At 68.9% G+C, this 25,701-nt stretch carries 20 protein-coding genes; 7 read left to right on the top strand and 13 right to left on the bottom strand.

Annotated features, from left to right (window positions below; genetic code table 11):
* Window positions 1–41 precede the first annotated feature (41 nt).
* From BHS09_RS16845 to BHS09_RS16785, 13 genes are all read right to left on the bottom strand, one after another.
* Window positions 42–2,093, bottom strand: a complete 2,052-nt coding sequence (locus BHS09_RS16845; RefSeq protein WP_140798358.1) for a TonB family protein — start codon at window positions 2,091–2,093, stop codon at window positions 42–44.
* 55 nt (window positions 2,094–2,148) lie between these two features.
* Window positions 2,149–2,433 carry a hypothetical protein gene (locus BHS09_RS16840; protein ID WP_140791270.1) on the bottom strand — a complete coding sequence of 95 codons (285 nt, stop codon included), beginning with the start codon at window positions 2,431–2,433 and terminating at the stop codon, window positions 2,149–2,151.
* Window positions 2,434–2,647: 214 nt separating this feature from the next.
* The gene (locus BHS09_RS16835; RefSeq protein ID WP_140798357.1) at window positions 2,648–4,093 is read right to left on the bottom strand and encodes a tetratricopeptide repeat protein; all 1,446 of its coding nucleotides are present in this window, start codon (window positions 4,091–4,093) and stop codon (window positions 2,648–2,650) included.
* On the bottom strand, window positions 4,090–7,698 hold the full coding sequence (locus tag BHS09_RS16830) for a tetratricopeptide repeat protein (protein WP_174260554.1): 3,609 nt from the start codon (window positions 7,696–7,698) through the stop codon (window positions 4,090–4,092). Before BHS09_RS16830 ends, BHS09_RS16835 begins: the two co-directional genes overlap by 4 nt.
* A gap of 214 nt (window positions 7,699–7,912) precedes the next feature.
* Window positions 7,913–9,451, bottom strand: coding sequence for a tol-pal system YbgF family protein (locus tag BHS09_RS16825; RefSeq protein ID WP_140791264.1), 1,539 nt, complete (start codon window positions 9,449–9,451; stop codon window positions 7,913–7,915).
* A 23-nt stretch (window positions 9,452–9,474) separates the two neighbouring features.
* The gene (locus tag BHS09_RS16820) at window positions 9,475–10,803 is read right to left on the bottom strand and encodes an outer membrane beta-barrel domain-containing protein (protein ID WP_140791262.1); all 1,329 of its coding nucleotides are present in this window, start codon (window positions 10,801–10,803) and stop codon (window positions 9,475–9,477) included.
* A 12-nt stretch (window positions 10,804–10,815) separates the two neighbouring features.
* Complete coding sequence (locus BHS09_RS16815) at window positions 10,816–11,637, bottom strand: outer membrane beta-barrel domain-containing protein (protein WP_174260048.1); 822 nt, start codon at window positions 11,635–11,637, stop codon at window positions 10,816–10,818.
* 386 nt (window positions 11,638–12,023) lie between these two features.
* Window positions 12,024–12,698 carry a 50S ribosomal protein L3 gene (gene rplC / locus BHS09_RS16810; RefSeq protein ID WP_140791259.1) on the bottom strand — a complete coding sequence of 225 codons (675 nt, stop codon included), beginning with the start codon at window positions 12,696–12,698 and terminating at the stop codon, window positions 12,024–12,026.
* A 146-nt stretch (window positions 12,699–12,844) separates the two neighbouring features.
* On the bottom strand, window positions 12,845–13,615 hold the full coding sequence (locus BHS09_RS16805) for a hypothetical protein (RefSeq protein ID WP_140791258.1): 771 nt from the start codon (window positions 13,613–13,615) through the stop codon (window positions 12,845–12,847).
* 66 nt (window positions 13,616–13,681) lie between these two features.
* Window positions 13,682–14,155 carry a hypothetical protein gene (locus BHS09_RS16800; protein ID WP_140791256.1) on the bottom strand — a complete coding sequence of 158 codons (474 nt, stop codon included), beginning with the start codon at window positions 14,153–14,155 and terminating at the stop codon, window positions 13,682–13,684.
* 58 nt (window positions 14,156–14,213) lie between these two features.
* Window positions 14,214–15,284, bottom strand: a complete 1,071-nt coding sequence (locus BHS09_RS16795) for a HupE/UreJ family protein (protein WP_140798355.1) — start codon at window positions 15,282–15,284, stop codon at window positions 14,214–14,216.
* 47 nt (window positions 15,285–15,331) lie between these two features.
* Window positions 15,332–15,898 (bottom strand): hypothetical protein, encoded by a 567-nt coding sequence (locus BHS09_RS16790; protein ID WP_140791252.1) that lies wholly within the window; start codon window positions 15,896–15,898, stop codon window positions 15,332–15,334.
* Window positions 15,895–16,053, bottom strand: coding sequence for a lmo0937 family membrane protein (locus BHS09_RS16785; protein WP_020478757.1), 159 nt, complete (start codon window positions 16,051–16,053; stop codon window positions 15,895–15,897). Before BHS09_RS16785 ends, BHS09_RS16790 begins: the two co-directional genes overlap by 4 nt.
* Window positions 16,054–16,356: 303 nt before the next feature.
* Between BHS09_RS16785 and BHS09_RS16780 the strand changes: the two genes are divergently transcribed.
* The 7 genes from BHS09_RS16780 (at window position 16,357) to BHS09_RS16750 (ending at window position 25,642) form a co-directional block, all read left to right on the top strand.
* A complete protein-coding gene (locus BHS09_RS16780) occupies window positions 16,357–17,097 on the top strand; it encodes a lytic transglycosylase domain-containing protein (protein WP_140798354.1) in 741 nt (246 codons plus the stop codon).
* A gap of 185 nt (window positions 17,098–17,282) precedes the next feature.
* Entirely contained in the window at window positions 17,283–17,606 is a 324-nt protein-coding gene (locus BHS09_RS16775) for an STAS domain-containing protein (RefSeq protein ID WP_020478756.1), read from the top strand.
* A 95-nt stretch (window positions 17,607–17,701) separates the two neighbouring features.
* Entirely contained in the window at window positions 17,702–18,682 is a 981-nt protein-coding gene (locus BHS09_RS16770; protein ID WP_140791248.1) for an AAA family ATPase, read from the top strand.
* Complete coding sequence (locus BHS09_RS16765) at window positions 18,679–19,647, top strand: DUF58 domain-containing protein (RefSeq protein ID WP_140798353.1); 969 nt, start codon at window positions 18,679–18,681, stop codon at window positions 19,645–19,647. The genes BHS09_RS16770 and BHS09_RS16765 overlap by 4 nt, the downstream gene beginning before the upstream one ends.
* Window positions 19,644–21,698 carry a transglutaminase TgpA family protein gene (locus BHS09_RS16760; RefSeq protein ID WP_140798352.1) on the top strand — a complete coding sequence of 685 codons (2,055 nt, stop codon included), beginning with the start codon at window positions 19,644–19,646 and terminating at the stop codon, window positions 21,696–21,698. The genes BHS09_RS16765 and BHS09_RS16760 overlap by 4 nt, the downstream gene beginning before the upstream one ends.
* Window positions 21,699–22,130: 432 nt before the next feature.
* A complete protein-coding gene (locus BHS09_RS16755) occupies window positions 22,131–23,018 on the top strand; it encodes an RNA polymerase factor sigma-32 (RefSeq protein WP_020478755.1) in 888 nt (295 codons plus the stop codon).
* Window positions 23,019–23,179: 161 nt separating this feature from the next.
* Complete coding sequence (locus tag BHS09_RS16750) at window positions 23,180–25,642, top strand: OPT family oligopeptide transporter (protein WP_140791242.1); 2,463 nt, start codon at window positions 23,180–23,182, stop codon at window positions 25,640–25,642.
* Window positions 25,643–25,701: the final 59 nt, after the last annotated feature.

Raw genomic sequence — 25,701 nt, 5'->3', positions numbered from 1 at the left:
CGTCCACGCCACTCGAATGCTTCACGGGCCGCTACCGCCGCTCACCCTCCCGCGCCCGCGGGCGAGAAGAGCCAGGGGTACGTCACCGACACCACGCCGCCGCCCTTGGGCTCCGGGAACTTCCAGCGGCGGATTCGCGACAGCATGCAGCGCTCCGCCGCGGCGTTGTTCAGCGTCGTCTCGGAGACACTCGCGTCGGACACCGCGCCCGTGGGGTCGATGACGAAGGCCACCGCCACCTTGCCAGCGAGGCTCGGGTCCTTGTTCAGCTCCGACTCGTAGCAGTACTTGATCTCCCCCTGGTGCCGCCGGATGACCTTGGCGATGACGTCCTTGTCCAGGCCGCCCACCACCGTCGTCTTGCCAGGGATGACCTTGGTGATGGACTTGCCACGGCCGCCCAGGTCGATGCCGCCCGACCCGCCCGTGCCACGGCCGGTGCCCTGCGTCCCGAGACCACCGATGCCCAGCGCGGTGCCACCAGCGCCCTTGCCAGTGCCACGCGAGCCCAGGCCGCCCACGCCCTGCGCGTCACCCATGGCCGCGCCGCCCTTGAGGCCGCCCAGCGCGTCGTTGATGCCGGTGCCGAAGCCGCCGGGACCGAACACGTCCGATGCCCCACCCTTCATGCCCTTGAAGGCGCCCAGCAGGCCGGCCTTGCCCACCGCCTGACGGTCCTTCTCCTTCTTGCTCTTGTCCACCACGGGCGTGCCGGGCTTGGAGGGCGCCGCTTCCTGCTGCTTCGCCTCCTCCTTGCCGAACTTGCCTTCCTCGTCCTTCGCCTTGGCGCCCTCTTCCGGCGCGGACAGCTGGAGCTTCTTCGCCTCCAGCTTCTTCTCCGGGGTGATGAGGAACTTCGCCACGCGCTGCTGGGACTCGAAGATGTCCGCGCTCTGCGGCAGCTCCTGGCGCGGCGTCAGCACCATGGCCAGCACCACCGCCAGGCCCGTCAGCATGCAGATGCTGGTGATCTTGAAGAACGTGAAGTCGGAGTCCTTCAGCGACGCGGCGGTGATGACCGGAGACGGCTTCACGTAGCGCGCGACGAAGGACACCGTGCCCAGCGACACCTCCACCCGGTCGTGCAGCCCCAGGGTGAAGCGCTGCTCGGCGTCGTCACCGGCCTGGCCGGAGAGCGCGCCCGCGGCCCGCAGCGCGTCCTTGGTGCGCACGTTGCCCTGGTTGGTGACGAAGGCGCGCGAGCCCGCGGGAGCGCGCACCTCCAGCACGTCCTTCTCGCTGACGGCCAGCACATGGCTCTTGCCCACCGACGGCGCGAAGACGTTGAAGAAGTTCTTCTTCGCCTCGCCGATGGTGACGGGCACGCCGTCCTTGAAGTGCTGGACCTCCAGCATGGTGTCGCCCCACAGCAGCGCGACCTGGAGGACGCGCGCCTCGGGCGTGGGCATGGCCTCGGGAGGCAGCGGCTCCTGGAGGTGCGGCGCCACCGTCCGCCGCGTCGTGGCCGTGTTCGCCGCGTTCGGCGTGGACGTCCGCGCCGTGGAGGGTGTCGTGCGAGGCTGGAGCCCCGGAGGCACCTGCCGGGGCGGCTCGACCGGAATCACACCGGGAGAGGCCACCCGCTCCACGCGGTTGCCCAGCGCCGTGGACACCTGGCGCATGGGCGGCGGCGGCGTGGGAACCAGGTTCGGTAGATCCGCGCGCGCCTGCGTCTGCATCTGCATGGCACGCGGCGGCGGCGGTGGCGTGGCCACCGGCCCCTGGAACACCGGCCCCGCCACCCGCGCACCCGCGGGAAGCGGACGCTCGGGCTGGGTCGCTCCGAAGAGCACCTCCACCCGGCTGCCGCCCACCAACAACACATCCCCGGGATTGAGCGCCGTGGGGAGGACGAGCCGCTGTCCACGCACCTCCGTGCCACCCTCACTCCCCAGGTCGATGGCCGTGACCGAGCCATCCTTGTCCACCTTCAGCATCACATGGAGATTCGAGACCCCCGGGTCCTGAATCTTCACTGCCGCCTGAGCGCCCGACCCCACAATGACGCTCTCGGCCTCCGACACGGCTTCCGCCGTGGAGCCATCCGGCCCGGTGATCCGAAGCGTCAAGCCGTTGTTCTTCGCCGCCGCCATGAGGATTTTCCCTCTTCCCTTCCGCCCTTAGAACGACTGCCGCCGCCCGCTGCCGCTAGAGGTTGTCGACTGACTTCTGTAACTCTGGATCGAAGTTGTCCCGGACCTTGATGAGGCTCTGGAAGTCCGTCTTCTTCCGGTGGAGGACGTACGAGCCCTCAGGCTTCGTGAGCTCGCCTTCCACCGCGACATCCGTGAAGTCGATGACCGTCTTCTTCTGGAAGACAGTGCGGTCCTCCTCCTGGACGACCTTCACCGTATCTTTCGACGCCTGTGCCATCGCCACCGAGGGTGCCGCCCACAGGCCCAGCACCACCACCGCTGATACCAGTCGCCTCATGCTCAACCTCCCAATGCACAGCGCGATCCAACCTCAAGTCCTTGAATCCAGAGGAGCTCGCCTGCTCATCCGGGTGTTGCAGCCTGGAGAGAGGAAAAAAGTTCCGTCCCTCTTCGTCAAAACTCCAGCTTGCCTGCTGGGGTGATGCCACGGGTGCCTGTCCAACCCAGCCCCCGCTGCTAGCGACGCACGCCGCTCCCCAAGGGCAGCCGCTTCACTCGCCCGTGGTGCCTTGCTCGGGCTGGGTGCCCGCGCCCTGCCCAGGCTGTGCGCCCGCGCCGCCCGTGGCATCGCCTTTCGGCGCAACATCCGAGCCCTGACCAGGCGCCACACCCTCGGCGCCCTGCGCGGGCTGCGCACCGCCGCCGCCAATGGCCTCATCCGCCGGAGCGCCATCGCCTTCGCCTTCCGCGGTGGCGGGCGCGGTGGCGGGCGGTGGAGCCTTGAGCATGTTCTGCAGGCCCTGGACCTTGGCGGTGATCATCTGCTTGTCATTGTCGGTCGTCGTCTCCAACCCCTTGCAGCGGTCGAGGAACGCGATGGCCTTCTGCCAGCCCGCGCGGTCCGACGCATACGCCCAGCCCGCGCCGCACACGGCCTCTGGCAGGTCCGAGCGCGTGGCCAGCACCTTCTCGAACGCCTCACCCGCGGCCAGGCCCTTCTTCGGGTCGCGCCCCTTCTGCCCGTCCAGCGCCCAGGCCAGGTACAGCGTCACGTCCGGCGAGCCCGGCTCCAGCTCCGCAGCCTTGCCGAAGGAGCGCTCGGCGCCCACGTAGTCGCGGAAGCTCAGCGCCAGGGCGCCCAGGTTGAGGTAGCCCGGGGTGAACTTCGCATCCAGGGAGATGGCCTTCTGGAACTGCACCAGCGCGCGCGCCCGGTCGTCCAGCTTCAGGTAGACCATGCCCAGCAGGTTGTAGAGCGCCGGGTCGTTCTCCGAGTGCTTGCGCGCGTTGCCGGCCAGCAGCTCCGCCAGCCGGTACTTCTCCCGTGCGTAGGCCACGTGCGCCAGGTTCTTGTACGCCCCCGGGTTGTCCTTGTTGCGCACCAGCACGCGGCGCGCGGCGGCCTCGGACTCGTCCAGCTTTCCGGCGACGCGATAGGTGATGGACAGGCTGTTGAGCAGCGACGCGTCGTACTCGCGACCAGGCATCTTCAGCGCCCGCTCGAACAACGCGATGGCTTCGTCCAGCCGCCCCTGCTCCCGGTACATGACGCCCAGGTTGACCACCGCGGGCACGTGCGCCGGGTCCAGCAGGAGGACCTTCTCGTAGGCCACGCGCGCGTCATCCGGACGGCCCTGGCGCTCCGCGATGACGCCCAGGTTGAACTGCGCGTTGAGGCTCTGCGGCAGTTCATCCACCACCGCCTCGAAGCCCTTGCGCGCACCGTCCAGGTCCCCCGCTTCATAGGACTGGAGCGCCGCCGCGAAGGCGGACTTCGCGCTGCCGGACTTCTGCGCGGGAGGCGGCACCGGCTTCTGCTCGGGCGCGGGCTGCTGCGCCGCGGGCGGAGGCACCTCCGGCACGGCGGTCTGCTTCTTCTGAGGCCCCGACGCGCACGCCGCCGTGAAGGCCAGCGAGCCGACGAGGAGCGAACGGAACCAGGTCATCTGCGTCTTCCCCGCCCCAACCTGAAAGGAATCGATGCGAAACGGCTTCATCGCAGCACCTCCCCGCGCGCCGCCGTGGGTGTCTGCGCCTCGTCATCCGAGGGCTTCGAGGAATCCGCCGGGACCGGCGTCGTCGCGGTGGCGCCTTCCAGCACGCGCACCAGGTCCGACCGGACGAGCGTGTCGCTGCCGCGGTAGTTCACCTGCCGCACCTGCGCGTAGGCCCCCGGACGCAGGCGGTTCACCTGGTCCTGCGCGGCCAGGGTCCACGGACTGTAGACGCCCAGCTCGTAGGCCTTCTCCAGCGCCTTCTCCAGGGCCTCGGAGGCCTTGTCCTCCAGCGGCAGCGCCAGGTTCTCCAGCTCGCCGCGGTACATGGCGAGCTGCTCCTCATCGAGCCCGGACGGGTCCGGCGAGTCCATGATGTTGCGCGCGAAGTCGGCATAGGCCAGTCCGATGCGCGTGAGCGCCGCGATGCCCCAGTCACCGGAGCCGGTGGACAGCACCGCGAGGTACTCCTTCTCCAGCCGCTGGATCTCCTTCTGCTTCGCCGCCAGGTCCCGGCGGATGGTGCTCACCCGCGAGAAGCGGATGCCCGTGTAGCGCTTCCACGCCGGCTCCAGCGACAGGAAGCGCGCATGGCCGTAGGCATTGAGGACCGCCGTGTCCTTGCGCGCGCTCTCCGGCAACCGGTTCCAGGCCCGCACCAGTTCGCCCTGCACGCGCTCCTGTTCGCGCGCGTTCTTCAATTGCTCGTACGCCAGCAGCTCGTGGTAGCGGGCCTGGTACACCTGCGCGGAGCTGGAGCGCGAGTCACGGCCGTACGTCTCCGCGAAGACGCCGAAGGCCCGGGCCGCCTCGCTCCACCGCTTCTCCTTCTCCCACGCGAGCGCCGCCGCGAAGGCCACCTGCGGCACGTCCTTGCGGTCCTTGAAGCGGGACACGTAGGTGTTGTAGGCGGCCACGGCCTTCTGTGGCTCGCCCGCGCCTTCCCACCAGACGCCCGCGTTGAACTGCGCATCCGCCACCCAGGCGTCGGCCTCCTCCAGCAGCGCCTTGCGCTCGGCGGCCTTCCGCTCGCGCTTGGACTCCGCGTCCTCGGCGCCCGGAGCGACAGCCGCCTTGGCGGCCGTCTTCGTCGCCTTGCGCTTGCCGTTGGCGTCGTCCACCTTCATCGCGGCGTCGTAGCTGGCCACGAAGGACTCCGCCATGACGGCGGCCTTTCGGTACTCAGCGACCTTCTCGTAGAGGCCCGCCAGCGAGTAACGCGCCTTCAGCTCGAAGGGGCTGCGCGGGTACTCCTTGAGGAACCGCTCGCCCGCGGCCAGGCCCTTGTCGATTTCGCCCGCCTCCTGCGCGATGACCATCGCGTAGGTGAGCGCGCGGTCCGCGTTCTCCGACTTGGGGAAGTCCGACACGAAGCGGAGGAACTCCTCGGCGGCCTTCTTCGGGTTCTTCTCCTTCTTGTAGACGACTTCGTCCACCCACTTGTACTGGCTGCCTTCGACGACGCGGCTGACGCGCACGGCGAAGTCCGTTCCGGGCTTGGACAGCTTCTTGTTCTCCAGGAACTTCTTCGACAGCGTGTTCAGCTCGAGCCACTCCTCGCGGCTCTCCAGCACGTACATGGTGAGGTCGGCCGCGTCGCGCGAGCGGCGCTCCTCTGGGAACTTCTCGATGATTTCGCCAAAGCGCCGGGCCGCGTCCACGAAGTGGCTGCGGTCATAGAGGGTGACGGCGGCCTGGTAGCGCAGGTCGATTTCGTCCTGCGTGTTCGGATACAGCTTCACGTAGACGTCGCACGCGGCGACCAGCCGGTCCTCGAACTTCGTGAGCGCCTCCTCCTGGCGGTCCTTCGCGTCGCGCTTGACGATCTTCTGCTTGGTGACGTCGCCCTTGTCCTTCTTCTCGTCGACCTTCTGGCCGTCACGCAGGTCGCTCCTGGCGAGCTGGCCGCGCTCGATCTTCACCAGCTTGTCGTAGGCGAGGATGGCGTTGTACGCAGCGCTCTTGCGGTACGTCTCGTTGGAGACCTCGCGCGCTGTGTCGCGGTCCGGAATCTTGAAGGCCACCACGGCGTCGTACTCGGCCGCGGCCGCTTCCCACTCCTCCAGGGCCCAGAGGATTTCCGCGTAGAAGAAGCGGAGGTTGAAGGCGGAGTCCGCCACGAAGTCCGGGTTCGCGTTGGAGGCGAACGCCTCCACGTACTGCTTGTAGATGTCACGCGCCAGCCGGTAGGTCTCCACCTGGCGCGTCTTCTGCGCCTCCTGGTGGTACTCGGTGACCATGACGCGCATGGCCTCTTCGGTGACGTTGAAGGCATTGCGCAGGACGGTCGTCTTGCCCTCGTTGGCCTTCCACCACTCGCCACCGGGGCTGTAGAGGTCCACCATCCGCTTCATTTCCTTGCGGACCAGCTGGCGCTGGCGGAGGCCCTCGTGGGCGCGGACGATGGCCTGCTGGTACTCCGGCGCGTTGGCGCCCATGGGCGCGTCGTCCACGAGCGTGCGGTACGTGAGGATGGCGCTGTCGAAGTGGCCCGCGTCCACCAGGCCCGCGGCCGTCTTGGCCAGCAGGCGGCCCACGCGCTGCGCCGGCGCCTTCTCCTTGAAGTAGGCGATGGCTTCCTTCGGCTGATCCAGCTGGACGTAGAAGACCGTCAGGTCGTTGAGCGCCTCGGTGCGCAGGTCACCCAGCTCGGGGCTCTTCGCGGCGTAGTCCACCACCTCGTGGAGCTTCTTCAGGCCGGGCTCGTAGTCGCCGGTGTTGAAGTCACACCAGGACAGCTTGTAGACGGCGTAGCCGTAGATCTTCGGCACGCGCGAGTCCCGCGCCTTCTCGTAGTTCGCCTTGGCGGGGATGAGCTTGTTGTTCTCGAAGTAGTGGTTGCCGAGCTGGATGTACGCGTCCGGCACGAACTGCGACTTGGGGAAGTCGCGGATCAACTCCTCGTAGCGGGCCACCGCGTCCTCGCGGCGTCCCAGCTCGTAGTAGTTGTACCCCATGGAGAAGAGGACCTCGTCGCGCTGCGGATAGTCCGGGTACGCGCGGAGGATGTCCTCGTAGATGTCCATTGTCTCGGTGCGGTAGCGCTCGCTGTCCGCGTGGTTCTTCTGGGGCGGCTCCACCTTCTCGCCGCGCGCCACGGCCGCGTCGTATTCCTTCTCCGCCGCGAGGAAGCGCGTCATCTCCAGTTGGTAGAGGTACTTGGACTTCTCCCAGTAGAGCTCCGACAGGCGGTAGAGCATCTCCGCCTTCTGCGGATTGCCGTCCCGCAGCTTGGGGATGAGGCGCTTGAAGGCGGCGATGGCCTCGTCGCGCTTCTTGTCCGCCAGCGCGTCCCGCTTGGCGTCCGGGATGCGGGGCAGCTCCGCGAACTTCGCCGACGCGGGCTGAACACGCGCGGGCCCCTGCCGCACGTCCTCCGGCGCGACACCCGGCGGCGGCGCCTTCTCCCCTGCCTTGCGGTCGACCTGGGCCTTCGCGGACTTCTTCTTCCCGCCCGCCTTGCTGGACGCACCGGAGGTCTTCGACGCGGACGCCGCGGCGGGCTTCTTCCCCCCCTTGCGGGCCTGCGTTTCCGCCGCCTCTCCCACCCCGCCAGTGATGAGCACCGCGCCCACCGCCAGCGCACCGAAACGAAGAACCACCTTCATGCGAGCTCCTGCCGTGAAGCCGACCCGGCATGCGGGCAATCCAGCACCCACTGACGAGGGACGACGGAAAGTAGATGCGCACTTCTGGATTGAGAAGTGGCGGTGGAACGGTGCTTGCGCACTGTCAACAACGACGAAGGGGCCGCTTCCACGCGGTGTCGCGTGGAGCCGGCCCCTCAAGGTACGTGCATGCGTGACAGCGGCGCTCGTGAACCTACGGCTGCTGTTCAGCGGTCTTCGTCGGACAGCCGCGCTTCAGCGTGTATTGGTAATAACCAATCTCGTCGATCCAGAACTCGCCCTGGAACTTCCAGTAGTTCCAGGCCGCGCCTGGCATCTTCGGGCGATACAGCGACTGCCGCGTCAGCAGCGCCTTCTGGTCCACGCCGGCCTGCAGTAAATCCTTCTCATCCAATGCCGTCTGCACGCGGATGATTTCCGCCTGGTCGGAGAAGGTCCGCAGATTGTCCGCTGCCTCACGGATGCGGCTCTGCGCCAGCGTGCCGCCCACCTGCAGCAGCGTCCCGCGCACCTCCTCGAGCGACGCGGTGGACTGCGCCGCCAGCGGCGTGCCGCGCCAGCGTCCGTTCGTCAGCGCACGCTTCTCGTTGTCCACGCGCTCCAGCATCCGCATCACCTCGCGGATGCGCTCGTTGTTGCGCAGCCACAGGTACACCGGGCGCGGCAGCCGGCGGTTCTCCGCCGCCACCAGGTTGAAGGACTGCACCAGCGGCACGTCCTCCCCGGTGAAGGGCTCCAGCTGCTTCTCCATGGGGCCGTAGAGTTCGTCGAAGGCCGCCAGCGTCGTCTTCACCTCGTCGTAGAGACACGAGTAGTAATAGACAGTCGATTTCAGGATCCACGACTCGGGCTGGAAGGCCCCGGCGAACTGCGGCGCGTGCAGCGCCTGGAGGCTGCCGAGCGCGCCACCGAAGTCCTCGTTCTGGAAGCGCGCGAAGCCGTTCTCGAAGAGGGCCTGGTCCCAGTAGCGCGAGTAGCGCGGCACTCGCTCATAGGCGGCGCTAGCGTTGGCGTACTCGCCGCGGCGGTAGTGGAGCCGGCCCAGGGCGAGGAGCGCCAGGTGCTGCGTGGCGCGCAGGTCCAGCTGCCCCTCCTTCGCGGCCAGCACCGCGTTGAAGGCGGCCAGCGCGTCCTTGTCCAACCCGGTGGACTCGCCGGGACGGCCCGGGAAGCGCGGGTCCGCCAGCACCACGCCGAGCAGGTAGCGCGACTTCGCGTACACGCGGCTGTCCTGGGGGACCGCCTCCAGCAGCGAGCGCGCTTCCTCGAAGCGGCTCTTGCGCTGGCTCACCGTGCCCACCAGGTAGTTGATGCGCGCGAGCACTTCCTTGGGCAGCGTCACCCAGCGGTCGCGCACCTCGTCGGTGTAGGCCTGGTTGAGGATGCTGGGGATGAGGTTGTGCTCATCCAGTTGCTGCTGCATGTCCACCAGCCCCTCCACCGCCTTGAGATACGAGGGGTGCGAGGGCCCGGCGTTGACGATGGCCGCATAGGCGATAAAGGCGGCCACGGGCAGGCCCTTCTGGGCCAGGGCCTGTCCGAGGAAGTACTCCGCCTTGCCCTTCACCTCCGCGTCGGAGGCGCTCTCCGCGAGTTCGAAGAAGAGGGGCGCGGCGGTGTCCATGTCACCGGCGTTGAAGGCGGCCAGCGCGCGGTTGTAGCCACCCGAATCAGGCTGGGCGGACACCGCGAGCGGCGCCAGGGCGACGAAGAGGCTGAGCAGTCGTTTCATGGCGGTTCGGGCCTTCCTGCGCATCAGAAGAGGACAGAGAAGCCGGCGTAGAAGCTCACGTTGTTGAGGACGTCCGAGGACGGCTCGGCCACCAGGTCGCGGCCCAGGATGATGTCCTCGCGGTAGTTCTTCTTCGTCTTCGGGTCGATGCCGTCGAACTTCTCGTAGCGGCAGCCGCCGCTCAGGTTCAGCGAGGCGAAGGACTGGTTGGTGGAACGCGCCGCCTCGAGCGCCTCGAAGTCCGCCAGGTTGCAGCCATCCACCCGGTCCACGCGCGCGGTGTAGATGAGGTCCCTCACCTCCACGCGCAGCGCGTACGACTCGCCGAACTGGAGCCGGAAGCCGCCACCCACCGAGCCCATGAACTTGGTGCCCGTGTCACCGAAGCGCGCGGGCACCCGGAACGACTCGCCCTCTACATCGTTCGTCACCTCAGGGCGGATGAGGTGGCGCGTGGAGCCGATGCCCGCGCCGCCACTGAGCACCACGCTGAACTGCGCGAGCGAGTTGTTGAGGAAGGCGAACTTGCCGTAGAGCGGCGTCACCTCCACGCCCGCATGGGCGCCCCACACCAGGAGCAGCGACGAGGCCGCCTGCGCCTGCTCACGGACCTTGTCGATGAGCTCCATGTTGAAGGCGCTCTCGTTCGAGTACCAGTTGTACTGGCCCATCACCTGGAGGGCGAAGTTCTCCTGCAGGTGATAGGTGTAGTGCGCCGCCGTGCCCACGTGGTGGGTGTACTTCCCGTTCACCTGCACCGTGGCCGGGTACACCGTCAGCTCGTGACGGCCCTCGTCCGCGAAGCGCTTCTTCTGGACGATGTGCACCGACACGTTGGGGTTGTAGAGCGGCGCTCCGTTCACCAGTCGCTGCTGCTGCGCATCCGTGGTGCGCGGCGCATCGGAGCCCAGGTCGGACGCCAGCACCGGCGCATCATCGGGAGCCGGCGGCGCCTCCTGCCCGGCCATGCCCGTCGTCGCGGGAGCAGAGTCCGTCTCCACGGTGGGCGTGGGCTCGGCGGCGGGCACCGGCGCGGTGTCGTCAACACGGGAAGGCTCGCTCGCGGGCACCTCGTCGGTGCCATGCGCCGGGGCCGAGTTGGGGCGGACACCCGCGGGCGGCGCGGACGCTTCCGTGGCTTCGGCGGGCACCAGCGGCTCGGGCCGGGACGAGGGCCCGACAGGGGCCTCCGGAAGCGACTGGGACTGCGTGGATGGTGGCGGCACGGACGTCTCCGCACCGGGCGCGGGCACTTGCTGGACCTGCGCCAGCGCGAAGGCCGGAGCCGGGACGCGTGGCGCGGCCTGCGTGGCCGTGGCGACAAGGAGCGCGAGGGACAGGAACGGTCGCATAGTCAGGTGGACCTAGAAGGAGAAGGTGTAGCCAAGGTCGAACTGCACCAGGTGCGTGAGGCCAGGGCTGCGCGCGGGATCACCCGTCGCCTGCCCCGCCTCCCACGCATCGCGCACCAGGTTGACGCGGTAGTTGTCCCGGAAGACCCAGTCGCGCAGCTCCAGGCGCACGCCGTGCTTGTCCAGGATGAAGAAGCGGAAGCCCACCGCCGCCGACACCACCGGGGCGACCCGCGACTCACTCACCCAGAAGTTCTGGGTGGCCGACCCGCGATCATCCACCGACGTGCGGTTGTCGCAGATGCCCAGCTCGCGGTTCACCACCTGCGCGCACTGGATCACGGAGTTGCGCTTGAGCGAGGCGAGGCCCCCGCCCGCCCAGACGTAGGCCTGGAAGTGGGCTGGCAGGTCCGACAGCAGGCTGAGCTTCCCGTAGATGGGCGCCCAGCGGACACCCGCCACCCCGTGCACGTTCATCTGCCAGAGGTCTTCCAGCTCGTCGGTGACGCGCTTGTCCTCGCGGTTGAGGAAGCTTTCGGAGATGGAACGCGCCAGGCCCGTGTGACGGCTGGCCGCGTAGCCGGCCCGTGCCTCCACCGCGAAGGTGTCGAAGAGGTTGTAGGCCACGCCGGCGTTGAAGACGTAGTGCGCCGTCAGGTGCGTCTGCAGCGGCAGACCGACCCCGAAGGACACCTCCAACTTGCCGCCCGGCTCGTACAGCCGGTTGCGGACGACGACGTTGTCCAGGACGTTCTCGTCGTCCTGTGCCGCGGCAACCGGTGCCGCCAGCGAGACGGCCAACGAAGCAAAGACGCAGAGCGTGCGTGCGATCATAATCCTGCCCGGCCCGTGGGGTGGGCCGCCATGAGCGGGAGTGCAAGGAACTCCCCGAGCCACGGAGTCCGCGTCACCTGACGCTCAGACTCCTTCGTGGGGCCTGGATGTGCGCACGGCTTCCACGACCGACAAGCCGAGATGGCCTGGAGTCGGAATTCTTTTCACGGTCGTCCCCACCGGACGCCCACCGGTCAACGTTTCCGGGGCATCCCGCGGCACGGGACGTGATGAAGCAGGCAGGCGGGTCGTCACGCGGGGCAGACACCTGCCCACCCGCGGAAACCGCACGCACCCTGCCCCGCAAGACAAACGCCCCGCCCGGATGCCCGACGAATCGGGCCCGGAAGCGGGGCGTTTCGAGCGTTCAGACGCTCAGCAGCGAACTACGCGCCGCGCGCGGCCTTGTGCTGCGCGCGCATGGCCACCTTGATGCTGGGGCGGATGTAGACGACGCCGTCGTTGTGGCCGGCGACGGCACCCTTCACGAGCACCAGGCCCTTCTCCACGTCCACGTCCACCACGGTCAGGTTCTGGGTGGTGACCTGATCCACGCCGTAGTGACCGGGCATCTTCTTGTTCGGGTACACGCGGCCCGGCGTCTTACGCTGACCGATGGCGCCCGGGTGACGCTGGTACTCGTGCGTACCGTGCGTCTTCGTCTGCGAACCCTTGAAGTTCCAGCGGCGCATGACGCCGGCGAAACCGCGGCCCTTGGTAATGCCGGTCACGTCGACCAGCTCGCCCTTGGTGAACATGTCCGCCTTGACGGCGTCGCCCACGTTGAAGGAGGCAGCCTCCTCCGGCGTAACGCGGAACTCCTTCAGGTGGCGGCGGTAAGGCGCGTTGGCCTTCTTGAAGAAGCCGCGCTCGGCCAGGTTGAGAATCTTCTCGCGGATCTCACCAAAGCCCAGAGTCACCGCGGAGTAGCTGTCCTTCTCCGGGGTGCGCTTGCCAACGACCTGGCAGGTGCCCACGTCGATCACCGTGACCGGGATGAGGTTGCCCTCATCGTTGAACACCTGGGTCATGCCGATCTTCTTGCCAATCAGACCCTTCACGTCGTCCTCACTGCCAGCGCGCTGGTGGCGCGGAAAAACCCAATAAGTTCAATGACCTGGACTGCACGCGTCCCCGCGGTCGCCAGGAAGCGGCGCAATGTAGCAGACAGGTCCCCGCCGTCAAGCACTACGGGCGGGTGCCTCTCTCACTGCGCGCGATCCAACCGCGGGTAGAACGGTGCGAGCTGCGCATCGTTGATGCGCTGTGCATACACGTCTTCGCCCAGAAGGAACAGTGCCTGATCCAGATAATCCTCCGAGGCCTGGACCTGTTCCTCCTTGGCGGCGATTGCCTGGTCGATCTCCGCCATGCGGTGCTCGTGGTCGAGCTTCCGCTCCTCCGCCTCGTCCTCCATCTCCAGCATGCGCTTGTGCGCCAGGATGCCGGCCGCGCCGGGCTGACCGGGCACGGGCGTGAGGGCGGTGGCCAGGTTGGACTCCAGATCCTCCAGTTGCCGGCCGAGCCGCATCTGCTGGAGCCGGTTCTTCTTGAGGTTGCCGCGGGCCAGTTCGATCTTGTCGGGCGGCTCGCCGGTCAGCTCCATGTCGCTGATCTTCTTCTCGAGCTTGACCAGACCATCCTCGGCGTAGCGCTGTTCGGCCTTGCGAGACGCGAGCGTCTTGCGCAGCTCCTTCACCTTGCCGTCGATGGCGTCCACCGCCTTCTTCCACTTCTTGACGATGACGGCGTGCTTCGCCCGCTCCTCGTCCTGCACGGCGAGAAAGTCCGAATACGCCGCGTCCTCGTCGTTCATCTCCTGCTCGAGCGCCGCCAGTTCATCCCGGCGCGCCACCACGGCCTCTTCGGCGCGGTAGACGCGGTCCATGGAACGAGGACAGGTGGGCTTGCCCGGCAACCTGTCCCGAGCCAGATCGCCCAGCTGGAAGATGAGATCGTTGTAGCTCTCCTTCGCCATGAACGGATTTCTACGCCCAATGCTCGGTAACTGTCACCGGCAGAGCGAGAAACCCGTGTCATTCCCTCAGGAGTCACCCGGGACGGCGCTGGCCGGCGCGTCGGCGTGGACCACGGGCCCCAGGGCCCCTTCGGCCAGGGACAGCAGCTCCCGGGAGCGGTCCTGCTCCTCGGTGCGGTTCAGCTCGCAGACCCACGCGGAGGAGAGGTCCGCCTGCTGACGGGCCAGCTCCGCGGTCGTCTCGTAGCGGGCGGCCGACGCGCGGGCGAAGGCCCCCTCCCGGCGCAGTTCCAGCAACGTATCCGAATCCAGCTCGATGTCCTCGGGAGGAACCGGCAGTGGACCTCGGCCCAGCGCGGCCAGCCGTGCGAGCAATCGCGACGCGTGAGCCCGGCAGAACGCGGCCAACACCATCAGCCGTGCCCGGACCCTCGCATCCGCGATTCGCTCCGCCAGCGCCGTCATCCGCCGGGCGGAGACGACCTCCGCCTCCCACGCGGCGGCCAGCGCCGCGGCCAACCGGGTATGCCTCGCACCCATTGACGTCCCCCTGTTCCCTACCTTCAATCCGCCAACGTAGGAACGCCTCGCGCGGGATTCAACCGAGGGCGCGTTCAACCATCCAGTACCCACCAGCCGCGAGGATTCCGATGGACAGTCCCCTCACGGCCCTCGTGTGCAAAGCCGGACGGCGCTGGACCATGCGGAGGACGGGCAGCAGCACCGCCACCACCACCGCCTGGCCCAATTCCACGCCGACGTTGAAGCCCAGCAGCGCCGTCACCACGGACTCGCCCAGGCCGTAGCCGGCCAGCACGCCCGCGAAGCCGAAGCCGTGGATCAGCCCGAAGAGGAAGGTGACGAGCACCCGGTGCCGGTGCTCGCGCAGCACCAGGTTCTCCACCGCCACATAGATGATGGACGCGGCGATGGCGGCCTCCACCCACCGGGCCTGGGCTCCGTCCAACACCACCCAGCCCAGCGCGGCGGCCCCCAGCGTCAGCGAGTGCGCCACCGTGAAGGACGTCACCAGCAACAACACCCGCTTCCAGCCGCCCCCCACCAGCAGCACGGCCAGCAGGAAGGCCAGGTGGTCCACGCCCTCGAAGATGTGGCGCATGCCCAGGCCCACCCAGCCCGCGAAGCGGCTCAGCAGCGGCGTGCCGCGTCCGCCTTCCGGGACGTCCACTTCCGGCCGCGTGGCATCCGCGAACACGGCGCCTGGAACCTCCCCTTCCCTCACGCTGCCCAGGATCACCCGGTACTCCGGCGGCAGCCGCGTCAGCACCAGGAAGCGCTGGCGCATTCCACCCGGCGGGCACGTGAAGGTGGCGGACAGCTCCACGAAGGACTGCCTCGGCGCCGCGGCGTGCGCGGTCCGCACGCACGGCAAGCCTCCGGAAACCAGCGGCATCGCATCCCAGATGCCCGTGGCGATGGCGTCACGCCGCGCGTCCAGTCCATTCCGCGTAAGGAGCGAGCCCCCATCCGCGTCGGCCAGGAGCAAGGCCAGCGTCTCCGGCGTCATCGTCAGAATCTGACGGACCTCGGGCGCCTCGGGCCGGGCGCGGTGCGCTTCTACATAAAGGATGTCGGCGTCGTGCGCGGCGGCGGAGCCCGCGGCCAAGAGCAGGCACGCGAGCATGGCCCGGGGGGAGACCCACGTCATGTCCCCTCCAGCCTGCCGTCACCGCCCGCCCGCGTCCACCCCGGGCGCTACTCCGAGACGAAGCGCAGCTCCACCTGCTGGCGGCCGCTCATCGGATCATGCCGCGCGCCGCAGGAGAAGCAGTGGAGTGCCTGGTCCCACTCCCAGACCACCTTCACCTCTTCGCCACAGCAGAGCATGGGCATGACGCGCAGCAGCTCGTCCGGCTCCGGCTCCATGGGGCCCGGCAGGGCCTCCGGCTCCACCGCCACGAACGTCGGCCTGGGGTTGACGGACAGCGTGCGCGCCACGTGCGCCAGCTGCTCGTACCGCACGTGGTTGGCCCAGGCGCGCGCCACGGCCTCCAGGTGCCCCTGCTGGGCAGGCGTGAGAAAGGCGTCCGCTTCCGCGCGGTAGCCGCAGTACGGGCAGCCCCAGACGGGAATGCCCTCCACGCACTCGTGGGCATTCTCGAAGGGGAAGAAGCCCAGGAGCTTGTGCAGCACCGCGCGCGAGTCCATGGGCCCCGGACGCGTCTTGAACGGCCGCTGACACTCCGGGCACTCGCGGCGCGTGAAGCCCACGGAGTCCCGGGGCAGCTCTACCCCCGTCACCTCCGGCGCCCCGCGCCTCACGCCGAGGCCGCCCGACGGCCCTGAGACACCACCGCCAGCAGGAGCGCCACCATCGCGAACAGCAGCAGCAGGTGGACCCAGTAACCCTCGGTGGAGCCGGTGGTCAGCCCCAGCCCCCACAACACCAACAGGATGATTCCCATCGTCCAGTACACGCCGCACCTCCACACGCACCACAGCCTGGCGCGGGCAAACCTAGGAACAGGAACCCGGACGGGCAACCCGGTCCTTTTCACAGTCTCCCGTTGGGAACGGCACTTCTCCACCCGGGCATTTTTTCAGATCCGCCGGGGAATCCAGCGCGCCAGTAACGGCAAATTCGTTGGCGCTCTTAAGGAGAGACACGCCGCGTGCAACCTCTGGCACGCGGGCTGCTTAGGCGTTGCTCCGTCGGCAGGTCTGTACATCCGTATGAGCGCACGGGGCGCGAGCGGCACGGCGGCGCCGGGAGGGGTGGGATGAGGGGCTGGACGGTGGCGGTGGCGGCGGCTTGGTGGGTGGGGATGGGGACGGCGGCGGTCGCGTTTCCGGTGCAGGTGCCGGAAGGTGCCCAGGGCGAGGGGCCGGAGGTGACGGAGCTGCGCGCGAAGCTGGCCGAGCGCGACGCCGAGCTGAAGGCGACCCTGGCGAAGCTGCACCTCTACGAGGATGAGGCCCACTACGCCGAGGCCGAAGCCCTGGGTATCACGGAGATGGTGAAGGCCTCTGGCCTCCCCGCCCGGCAGCAGCGCCGGCTGGCGGTGGCCATCGTCCGCGAGGCGGCTCGCAACAACATCGACCCGCTCCTGGTGGTGGCGGTGATCCGCTGCGAGAGCTCCTTCAACAACTACGCGGTGTCCCACGTAGGGGCCATGGGCCTGATGCAGGTGATGCCGGACACTGGAACCTGGCTGGCGGACAAGGCCGGCCTGCGGCTGGGCCGCACCAGCAACCTCTTCGACTCGGAGACCAACGTGGAGCTGGGGACCGCGTACCTGGCGGACCTCATCCAGCGCTTCGGCACCGTGGAGAAGGCCCTGGTCGCCTACAACGCCGGCCCCGGGCTGGCCCGCCGCATCCTGGCCAAGAAGGAAGCGCGCACGAAGTTCATGGCCGGCTACCCCGCCAAGGTCGTGAAGGAATTCCGCAAGCTGAAGGCCGCGCAGGAGAAGCAGCTCACACTGCGAGAGGCCCAGAAGGCGCATGGCCAGAAGAGCTGAGCGCTGAGCAACAAGCCTTGCGACGGCTGCACGACAGTCGCGAGAAAGTTGCGATGTGGGGGGTAACCAAACCCGCGGACCATGTGCACTGTGCGCCGGGCGGGAGAACCCCACGGGTCCTCCGTGGAAGGACTGGAGCGATGACGCTCCAACCAGGGCTCCGCGCCAACTTGGAGAGCACAGCAATGTCGGGGCTACAAATCCATCGTGAGGAGTCCGCAGGTTCCGTGACGCTGCGACTGGAAGGCACGCTGGACGGCAAGACGGCAGAAGAGGTCCGGACCTCGCTGAGCGCCCTGAGTGGGTGTGAGGTCGTCCTGGACTTCGCCCACCTGCGGGAGTTCAAGGACAGCGCCGTGGGAGTCCTGACACGAGGCCTGGTGGAGCGCCCCGTCCAACTGCGCGGCCTGGCCACCCACCACGAGCGGATGTTCCGGTACTTCGGTGTGGGCACAGGGACGTCGCCGCGCCCTGCCTACTACACGCCCGAGGACGTCTTCCTGGCGTAGGCGCTTCGCCGCCTCGGGAGGGAGGGAGCGTCCGCGGTGCAAGCTCGGACGCGAGGCGTGTTGGCAATCGAGGGAGTCGGCTACAGTGGCGGCAGATGAACCAGCCTGCCCGCGCCCTCTCCCCGGTGCCTTCCCTCGCAAACGCGCGCTCGGCGATGGAACGCATCGCCACCCAGCTGGGCCGCGCGGTGCAGGGAAAATCCTCCCAACTCCAGCTCGTGGTGACGTCCCTGGTCGCCGGCGGCCATGTGCTGCTGGAGGACGTCCCGGGCGTGGGCAAGACGACGCTCGCCGAGGCCATGGCCAAGGCCTGCGGCCTGAGCTTCGCCCGCGTCCAGTTCACCGCGGACCTGATGCCCGCCGATGTGCTGGGCGCCCAGGTCTTCCACGCGCAGACGGCCACCTTCCAGTTCCGTCCCGGTCCCCTCTTCCGGCAGCTGGTGCTGGCGGATGAGCTGAACCGCGCCCCGCCGCGCACCCAGTCCGCGCTGCTGGAGGCCATGGCCCAGGGGCAGGTCTCCCTGGACGGCGCCACGCACGCGCTGCCCGCGCCCTTCACGGTGGTGGCCACGCAGAACCCGGTGGACTTCTCCGGCACCTACCCGCTGCCGGACTCGCAGCTGGACCGCTTCATGGTGCGCATGTCCCTGGGCCACCCGACGCCGGAGGTGGAGGCCGGGCTGCTCGTCACCCGCGACGGCACGCCGCCCCTGGACGCGGTGGAGACTGTCTCCGGGCCCGAGGAGCTGGCGTCGCTGCGCTCGTTCGCCGCGGCGCTGCGGTTGGACGCGTCGGTGGCGGACTACGTGGTGCGGCTGGCCACGGCCACGCGCTCGCACGGAGACCTGGAGCGAGGCGCCTCCACCCGCGCGGTGCTGGCGCTGGGCGCGGCCGCACGGGCCAACGCGCTGTGGGACGCCCGGGACTTCGCCACGCCCGGCGACGTCCACGCGGTGCTGGTGCCCTGCTGGGCCCACCGCATCCTGCTGCGCAGCGCCGTGCAGGGCGTGTCCGCGCGCGACGAGGCGGCGCACCTGCTGGAGGAGATTGCCCGAAAGGTTCCGGCACCCCGGTGAAGCCCCGGCTGCCGTCATGGTGGGCCCGGGCTCGCTCGCGGCTCCGCCCGCCGCGCACCCTCAAGGTGACGCGCATCGGACGCACCTATCTGGTGGTGACGTTCGGCGTGGGCCTGGGCGCCCTCAACACCGGCAACAACCTCCTCTACCTGCTGCTGGGCCTGCTGCTGAGCATGGTGGTGGTGTCGGGCGTCCTGTCCGAGCGCTGCCTGCGCTACCTGTCGGTGCGGCGCGTGGGCGCGGACGCGGCCTTCGCCCAGGAGCCCTTCACCTTCCGGTGGGCCATCTCCCGCGGACAGGGCCACGCCTTCGCCCTCACGCTGTCGGAGGCGGACTCGCCGCTCACCGGTGCGGGCGGCGTGGGTTACCTGCCCACGGGTGTGGACCACGTCGTGCGAGCGGACCTCTCCGCGCCTCAGCGAGGTCCCGTGCGGCTCACAGGCGTGCGCGTCACCACCACCTGGCCGCTGGGGCTGTTCGCCAAGACACGCACCTTTCCGCTGGAGAGCACGCTGCTCATCTACCCGCGGCGGACCTACGCCTGTCAGGACCCGGGCGCGCCGGAGCAAGGCCCCGTGGGCGACGCGGGCAATCCCCGCCGCAATGACGGCAACGGGGACCTGAGCGGCCTGCGGGAGCTTGCGCCGGGTGAGGACGCGCGGCGCATCCACTGGCTCAAGAGCGCCTCCGCCGGGAAGTTGCTGCGGGTGGAGCGAGAACGCGAGGAGCGGCGCACCTTCGTGCTGAAGGTGGCGGACGGGCTCGACGCGGAGGCGCTCGAGCGCCGCTGCGAGGAAGTGGCAGCGCTTGCCCGCCGGCTCATCGAGGAAGGTCACGAGGTGGGCCTGGACACGCCGGAGGAGCGCATCCGGCCCGCCGCGGGCATGGCCCAGGAGCGGCGCCTGCTGCGGGCGCTGGCGTGGCTGGGGCACGAGCGCCCTCGCGGTGACGAGGAGGCGGCATGAGGAAGGGCACGCGGCTGAGGCTGGTGCTGCGAGACCTGGGCTCCGGGTTCGCCTTCGCTTCCATGGCGGTGTCGGGCCAGCTCCCCATCTGGTCGCTGGTCCTCTACGGCGTGGCCCTGGTGGTCGCGCTTGCGGGGCGGCGGCCCTTCGCCAACCGGGTGACGCTCACCGCGCTGCTGCTGCTGGCCGTGGCGCTGACACTGGGCACGAACGTGCTCGCGGGCTCGCTCAACCTGGTGGTGGCGGCCTGTGCCTTCGCGGGCCTCATCTCCGCGCAGCGGCTGCTGTCCACGCCGGACGCGGCCACCGACGGCCAGGTCCACCTGTCCGGCCTGTTGATGGTGGCGGGCGGCGCGGCGCTCTCTGGCGAGCTCGTCTACGGCCTCTTCCTGATTGCCTTCGGCGTGCTGGCCAGCATCGCCCTGGCGCTGGGCGTGGTGGAGTCCGCGGTCCCCGAAGGCGAGCCGGTGCCGGTGCGCGCGGTGATGGGCCCGCTGGCCACGGGCGTGGGCTTCGCCGTGCTGGGCGCGGTGGCCTTCTTCATCCTCTTCCCTCGCCTCAACTGGAACATGATTGGCCCCAGCGCCTCGCCCGGCCTGGGCGTGGCCACCGCGGGCTTCTCCAACACCGTGCGCCTGGGCGGCGCGGGCACCATCAAGGGCAACCCCCGCATCGTGCTGCGCGCCACCCTGTCCCCGGACCCGGAGAAGGAAGCGCTCGACGCGTACTGGGTGGGCCGCACCTATGACGTCTTCGACGGCATGGAGTGGTCCAACGCGCGCGCCACCAGCGACGGCTCCGAGTCCATGACGACGCTGCGGCCGGGCCGGGAGAACCTGATCCATCAGCGCGTGGAGCTGATGCCCGCGTACGGCGCGCGCACGCTGGTGGCGCTGGAGACGCCCTCGCGGCTGGGCAACGCCGTGGCCAATACGCAGGTGGGCTCCCGGCGCACGCAAATCCACGAACTGGGCGGCGGCGAGGTGCGCTTCCGCGACTCCGGCATCTCGTATTCCTATGAGGCCTACAGCCTCCCGCCCGGCGCCAGCGGCGACGACATCCAGGACCTGCCCCCGGAGGAGCAGGATGCGCTGCTGTCGCTGCCGGAGGGACTGGACGTCCGCGTTGGCCAGACCGCCGCGCGGGTGCTGAATGGCGAACGCGACCCGCTGGCCGCCGCGCGGAAGCTGTCCGCGTGGCTGCAACGCGAATACAGCTACACGCTGGAGTTGAGCGGCGACGTGCCGGACCCGGTCGCCGACTTCCTCTTCCAGCGCAAGCAGGGCCACTGCGAGCACTTCGCCACCGCGCTCACGTTGATGCTGCGCACCCAGGGCATGCGGGCGAGGCTGGCCACCGGCTTCTTCGGCGGCGAGCGCGTGACGGGCGGCTACGTGGTCCGCGCGGGTGATGCGCATGCCTGGACGCACGTGCTGGTGCCGGGGCGCGGCTTCATCACCGTGGACGCGACGCCGCCGGCCCACCGCGCGAGCCAGTCCCCTCGCCTGCTGGAGCAGCTCATCAACTTCTATGAAGTCGTGGAGTCGCAGTGGCGTGACGTCGTCCTGGACTACAACTTCCGCGATCAGCTGACGGTCGTCCGCTCGCTCACTCGCTCGCACGAGGTCCCGAAGAAGGACGAGCCGCCCAGCCGCGCGCCGCCCCCCCGGGCCTTTGGTGCCGCGCTGCTCGCCGCCGCCGCGGCCTATACCGCCTGGCGGTTGCTGACGCAGTTCCTGTCGCGTGAGCGGCCGTTGGAGGCCACGCGCTTCGCGGACGCGGTGGAGGCGCAGCTCGCCTCCGCGCGAATCACACGTGTCGACGGGGAGACACTGGAAGCACTGGACGCTCGGCTTGCCCGGGAGCGGCACCCGCTGTCCCCCGCCCTGGCGCCCGTCGCCCGACGCTACCTGGAAGCCCGCTTCGGCGGTCGTCCGCTCCAGCAGGGAGAGGCTGCGCGGCTGTTGACGGACTTGAGACGCGCTGTTCTCACGGAGTCCCAGCGCGTCGCCAGCGAGGGCACTCGCCCGCCCCAAGCGCGCGCTTCCTGACACCCAGACCTCGGTCCTCGCGCCTGACCGCCAGGCCGCCCACCGCGCGTGCCGGCGGCCCGGGTGTGTCAGCGGCCTGAGGCGTCGTTACGCCTTTTCCCGCGGGGCGGCCACGTCGTGTGACGGGCATCGCTCCAATGGCCGCGCCCTCACTGGGAGCACGGCCCTGCGCAGCCCCCGGGAGGCTTGAATGCGAACAGTTCTGAATCTCCTACAGCTAGCGCATCCGGCGATTCATGCCGGTGCAACGTAACGGTTACAGGATTGCGGCGCTGTACACGCCGCTGGAGCACGCCAACCCCTCGCAGACATTGGGAATGGCCCTTCGGGGCAGGTTGGCATTTCTGTTGCTCAAGCTCCCTTCGTCACGTCGTCAGACGAAATCCATCCATCCCAGCCTCACCGCGAGGCTCACCGTCGGAGAAATCATTCATGCAGGCATCCACCGAGCAGTCGTCCAACTCCGGCTCCCTGGCGATGTACCTCTCGGAGATCAACCACTACTCCCTCCTCAAGGTGGAGGAGGAGCAGGAGCTCGCTCGCCGCTTCCTCAAGGGCGACCTGGCGGCCGGGCACCGGATGGTGACGGCCAACCTGCGCTTCGTGGTGAAGGTCGCCTATGAGTACCGCTCCTACGGCATCAAGATGTCCGACCTCATCCAGGAGGGGAACATCGGCCTGATGAAGGCCGTGCAGAAGTTCGATCCGGACAAGGGCATCCGCCTCATCTCCTACGCGGTGTGGTGGATTCGCGCGTACATCCAGAACTACATCCTCAAGAGCTGGTCGCTCGTGAAGCTGGGGACCACCCAGGCGCAGCGGAAGCTGTTCTTCAGTCTGGCCCGCACGCGCCGCGAACTGGAGAAGTTCGGCAGCGGTGACGCGGCGGTGAACGTGGATGACATCGCCCGCAGGCTCCACGTGAAGCCGGGCGAGGTGCGGGAGATGGAGCAGCGCATGGGTGGCCGTGACCTGTCGCTGGACGCGCCCATGGGCGAGGACGGCGGCAACAGCCACGTGGACTTCGTGGTGAGCGCCGCGGCCCCGCAGGACGACGAGTTCGCGGACAAGGAGGAGGCGGGCCTCATCAACGCCCGCGTCCGTACCGCGCTGATGCGCCTGGACCCGCGTGAGCGCTTCATCATCGAGCAACGCGTCATGAACGAGCGCCCCATGACGCTCAAGGAGCTGGGTGAGCACTTCGGCTTCTCGCGCGAGCGCGCCCGCCAGCTGGAGATTCGCGCCAAGGACAAGCTCAAATCGGAGCTGGCCGCGCTCATGGCCGAGGTGGACCCGGAGGCCGTCGCCGCCCAGCAGTGAGCCTGGATTGACCCGGCCAGTTGTCCCGGCATTCCGGGGCAGGCCCGCATCAAGGCGCCTCCGCCCTACCGGCGGGGGCGCTTGCCTTTTGAGGGCGTTGTTTCACGGCCAGCCGGGGGCCTGCTAGAAAGAGCCGGTTTCCCTTCGAAGGAGCCCCCTGCTTGGCCCACGGTTCGCCGCCGATCTCCGAGGATCGCGTCCCGATCGCGCAAATGCTCGCGACAGTCGCCCATACCCCGTACGTCCCCCCCGACAAGTCTCCGGCGGAGATGACGATACGAGCCCTGGTGCTCGGCTCGGTGCTGGGCATCGTGTTCGCCGCCTCGTCCGTATACCTGGCCGTCAAGGTGGGCCTCACGGTCTCCGCGTCCATTCCCGTCGCGGTGCTCTCCATCGCCATCTTCCGGGCCCTGGGCAACTCCAGCATCCTGGAGAACACCATCGTCCAGACGACGGGCTCGGCCGGTGAGTCGATCTCCTTCGGTGTGGCCGCCGCGCTCCCCGCCCTGCTGCTGCTGGGCTACGACATCAGCCTCACCCACGCATTCCTCACGGCGGCGCTGGGCGGCGTGCTCGGCGTGCTGATGATGATTCCGCTGCGCCAGGGCCTCATCGTCCAGGAGCACGGCAAGCTGCCCTACCCGGAGGGCACCGCCAGCGCGGACGTGCTCATCGTCGGCGAGCAGGGCGGCACCAACGCCCGCACCGTCATCACCGGCTTCGTGGTGGGCGGCGTCTACAAGCTCGCCTACTCCGGCATGAAGTTGTTCCGCGAGGTGCTGAGCACGCCGCTGCAGGGGCTCAAGAGCGCCACCCTCTCCACCGAGGTGAGCCCGGAGCTCCTGGGCGTGGGCTACATCATCGGCCCCCGCGTGGCGGCCATCACCTTCGCCGGTGGTGTGCTGAGCTACCTCATCCTCATCCCGGCCATCTCGTTCTTCGGCAGCGGGCTGGAGACGCCGCTGCTGATGCACAACGGCCAGCTCATCCGGGACATGTCGCCGGACCAGATTCGCAATGCGTACGTGCTCTACATCGGCGCGGGCGCCGTGGCGACGGGCGGTCTCATCAGCCTCATCCGCTCGCTGCCCACCATCATCGGGGCCTTCAAGCGCAGCCTGGAGTCGCTGAAGGCGTCGCGGGGCCAGGGCGCCATGCCACAGTTGCTGCGCACGGAGCAGGACCTGCCCATCACCGTGGTGCTGGGTGGCAGCGCGCTGCTGGTGCTGGCCATCTGGCTTGCGCCGCCGCTGGAGGTGAACTTCATCTCCGCCATCCTCATCGTCATCTTCGGCTTCTTCTTCGTCACGGTGAGCGCGCGCATCACCGGTGAGATTGGCAGCTCGTCCAACCCCATCTCCGGCATGGTGGTGGCCACGCTGCTCATCACCTGCCTCGTGTACCTGCTCATGGGCTGGACGTCGTCCGAGGACCGCTTCATGGCCCTCACCACGGCGGCCATCGTCGGCATCGCCGCGTCCAACGGTGGCACCACCGCGCAGGACCTCAAGACGGCCTTCCTGGTGGGCGGCACGCCCCGGCGCCAGCAGATGGCGCTGTTCGTCGGTGTGCTCACCAGCGCGATGTTCATCGGCCTGGTGCTGGTGACGCTCAACCGCGGCGCCACCGTCACCATCCCCGAGCCCCACCCGGGCGTGAAGGTGACGGAGTTCTCCAACGAGACGCGCGTCCAGCACACCTTCCCCTGGGCCGTCTCCGCCGACACGATGGCGGCCCGCGGCCTGGACGAGGCGGCGCTGCGCAAGGCCGTCTGGGCGAAGGGCTACGAGCTGAACACGCAGAGCGGCGCGATGGAGCTGCGCAGCTGGCGCGACGTGTCCTCGCAGGACGTGGGCGCGGTGACGCTCAACGTTCCCAGCGGCGCCCCCATCAAGGTGGCGGACCTGGGCGCCGTCACGGACGGACCGGAGCGCACGTACAAGGAAGGTTACGTGCGCGGCGCGGAAACGCCGGTGCCCGCGGGCAAGTACCTGCTCGATGAGTCCGACACCATCCAGTACGTGGTGGACCCGGGCATCGGCGGCCGCATCAGCGTCTACGAAGGCCAGCAACTGACGCGCTACGCGGCGCCCAAGGCGCAGCTGTTCTCGCTCATCATCGACGGCATCCTCACCCAGAAGCTGCCGTGGGATTTGGTGCTCCTGGGCGTCTTCATCGCGCTGATGCTGGAGCTGTGCGGCGTGTCCTCCCTGCCCTTCGCGGTGGGCGTGTACCTGCCCATCAGCAGCAGCGCGCCGCTCTTCGTGGGCGGCATGGTGCGCTACTTCGTGGACCGCATCCGCGGCGGCGAGTCCGACTTCTCGCCGGGCACCCTGCTCTCCTCCGGCTTCATCGCCGGTGGCTCCATCGCGGGCGTGCTCATCGCCTTCCTGGAAATCGTCACCGACGGAGCAGGCACCCGCGCGCTGAACCTGCCGGCCCTGCTGGGCAACCAGGGCGGCCTGGGCAGCTTCCTCAACATGGTAGGCGAGAGCGAGCACGCCCACCCGCTGTGGTCCAACCTCTGGGGCCTGCTCTTCTTCGCCGGCCTGACGCTGTTCCTGCTGCGCTCCGCCCTCAAGGGCCCGAGCGCCGCCGTGTCCCCGCCGCAGAAGGAGGCGTAGGCCACGTGCCCGGGCCTCCTCCTGGAGGCCGGGTGAAACACCGCTGAGACACCCGGGGC

Origin of the sequence: Myxococcus xanthus, from assembly GCF_006402735.1 — a bacterium.
Taxonomy (GTDB): domain Bacteria; phylum Myxococcota; class Myxococcia; order Myxococcales; family Myxococcaceae; genus Myxococcus; species Myxococcus xanthus_A.
The sequence above is the reverse complement of the archived record's forward strand: the minus strand, read 5'-3'. Positions and strand labels throughout refer to the sequence as shown.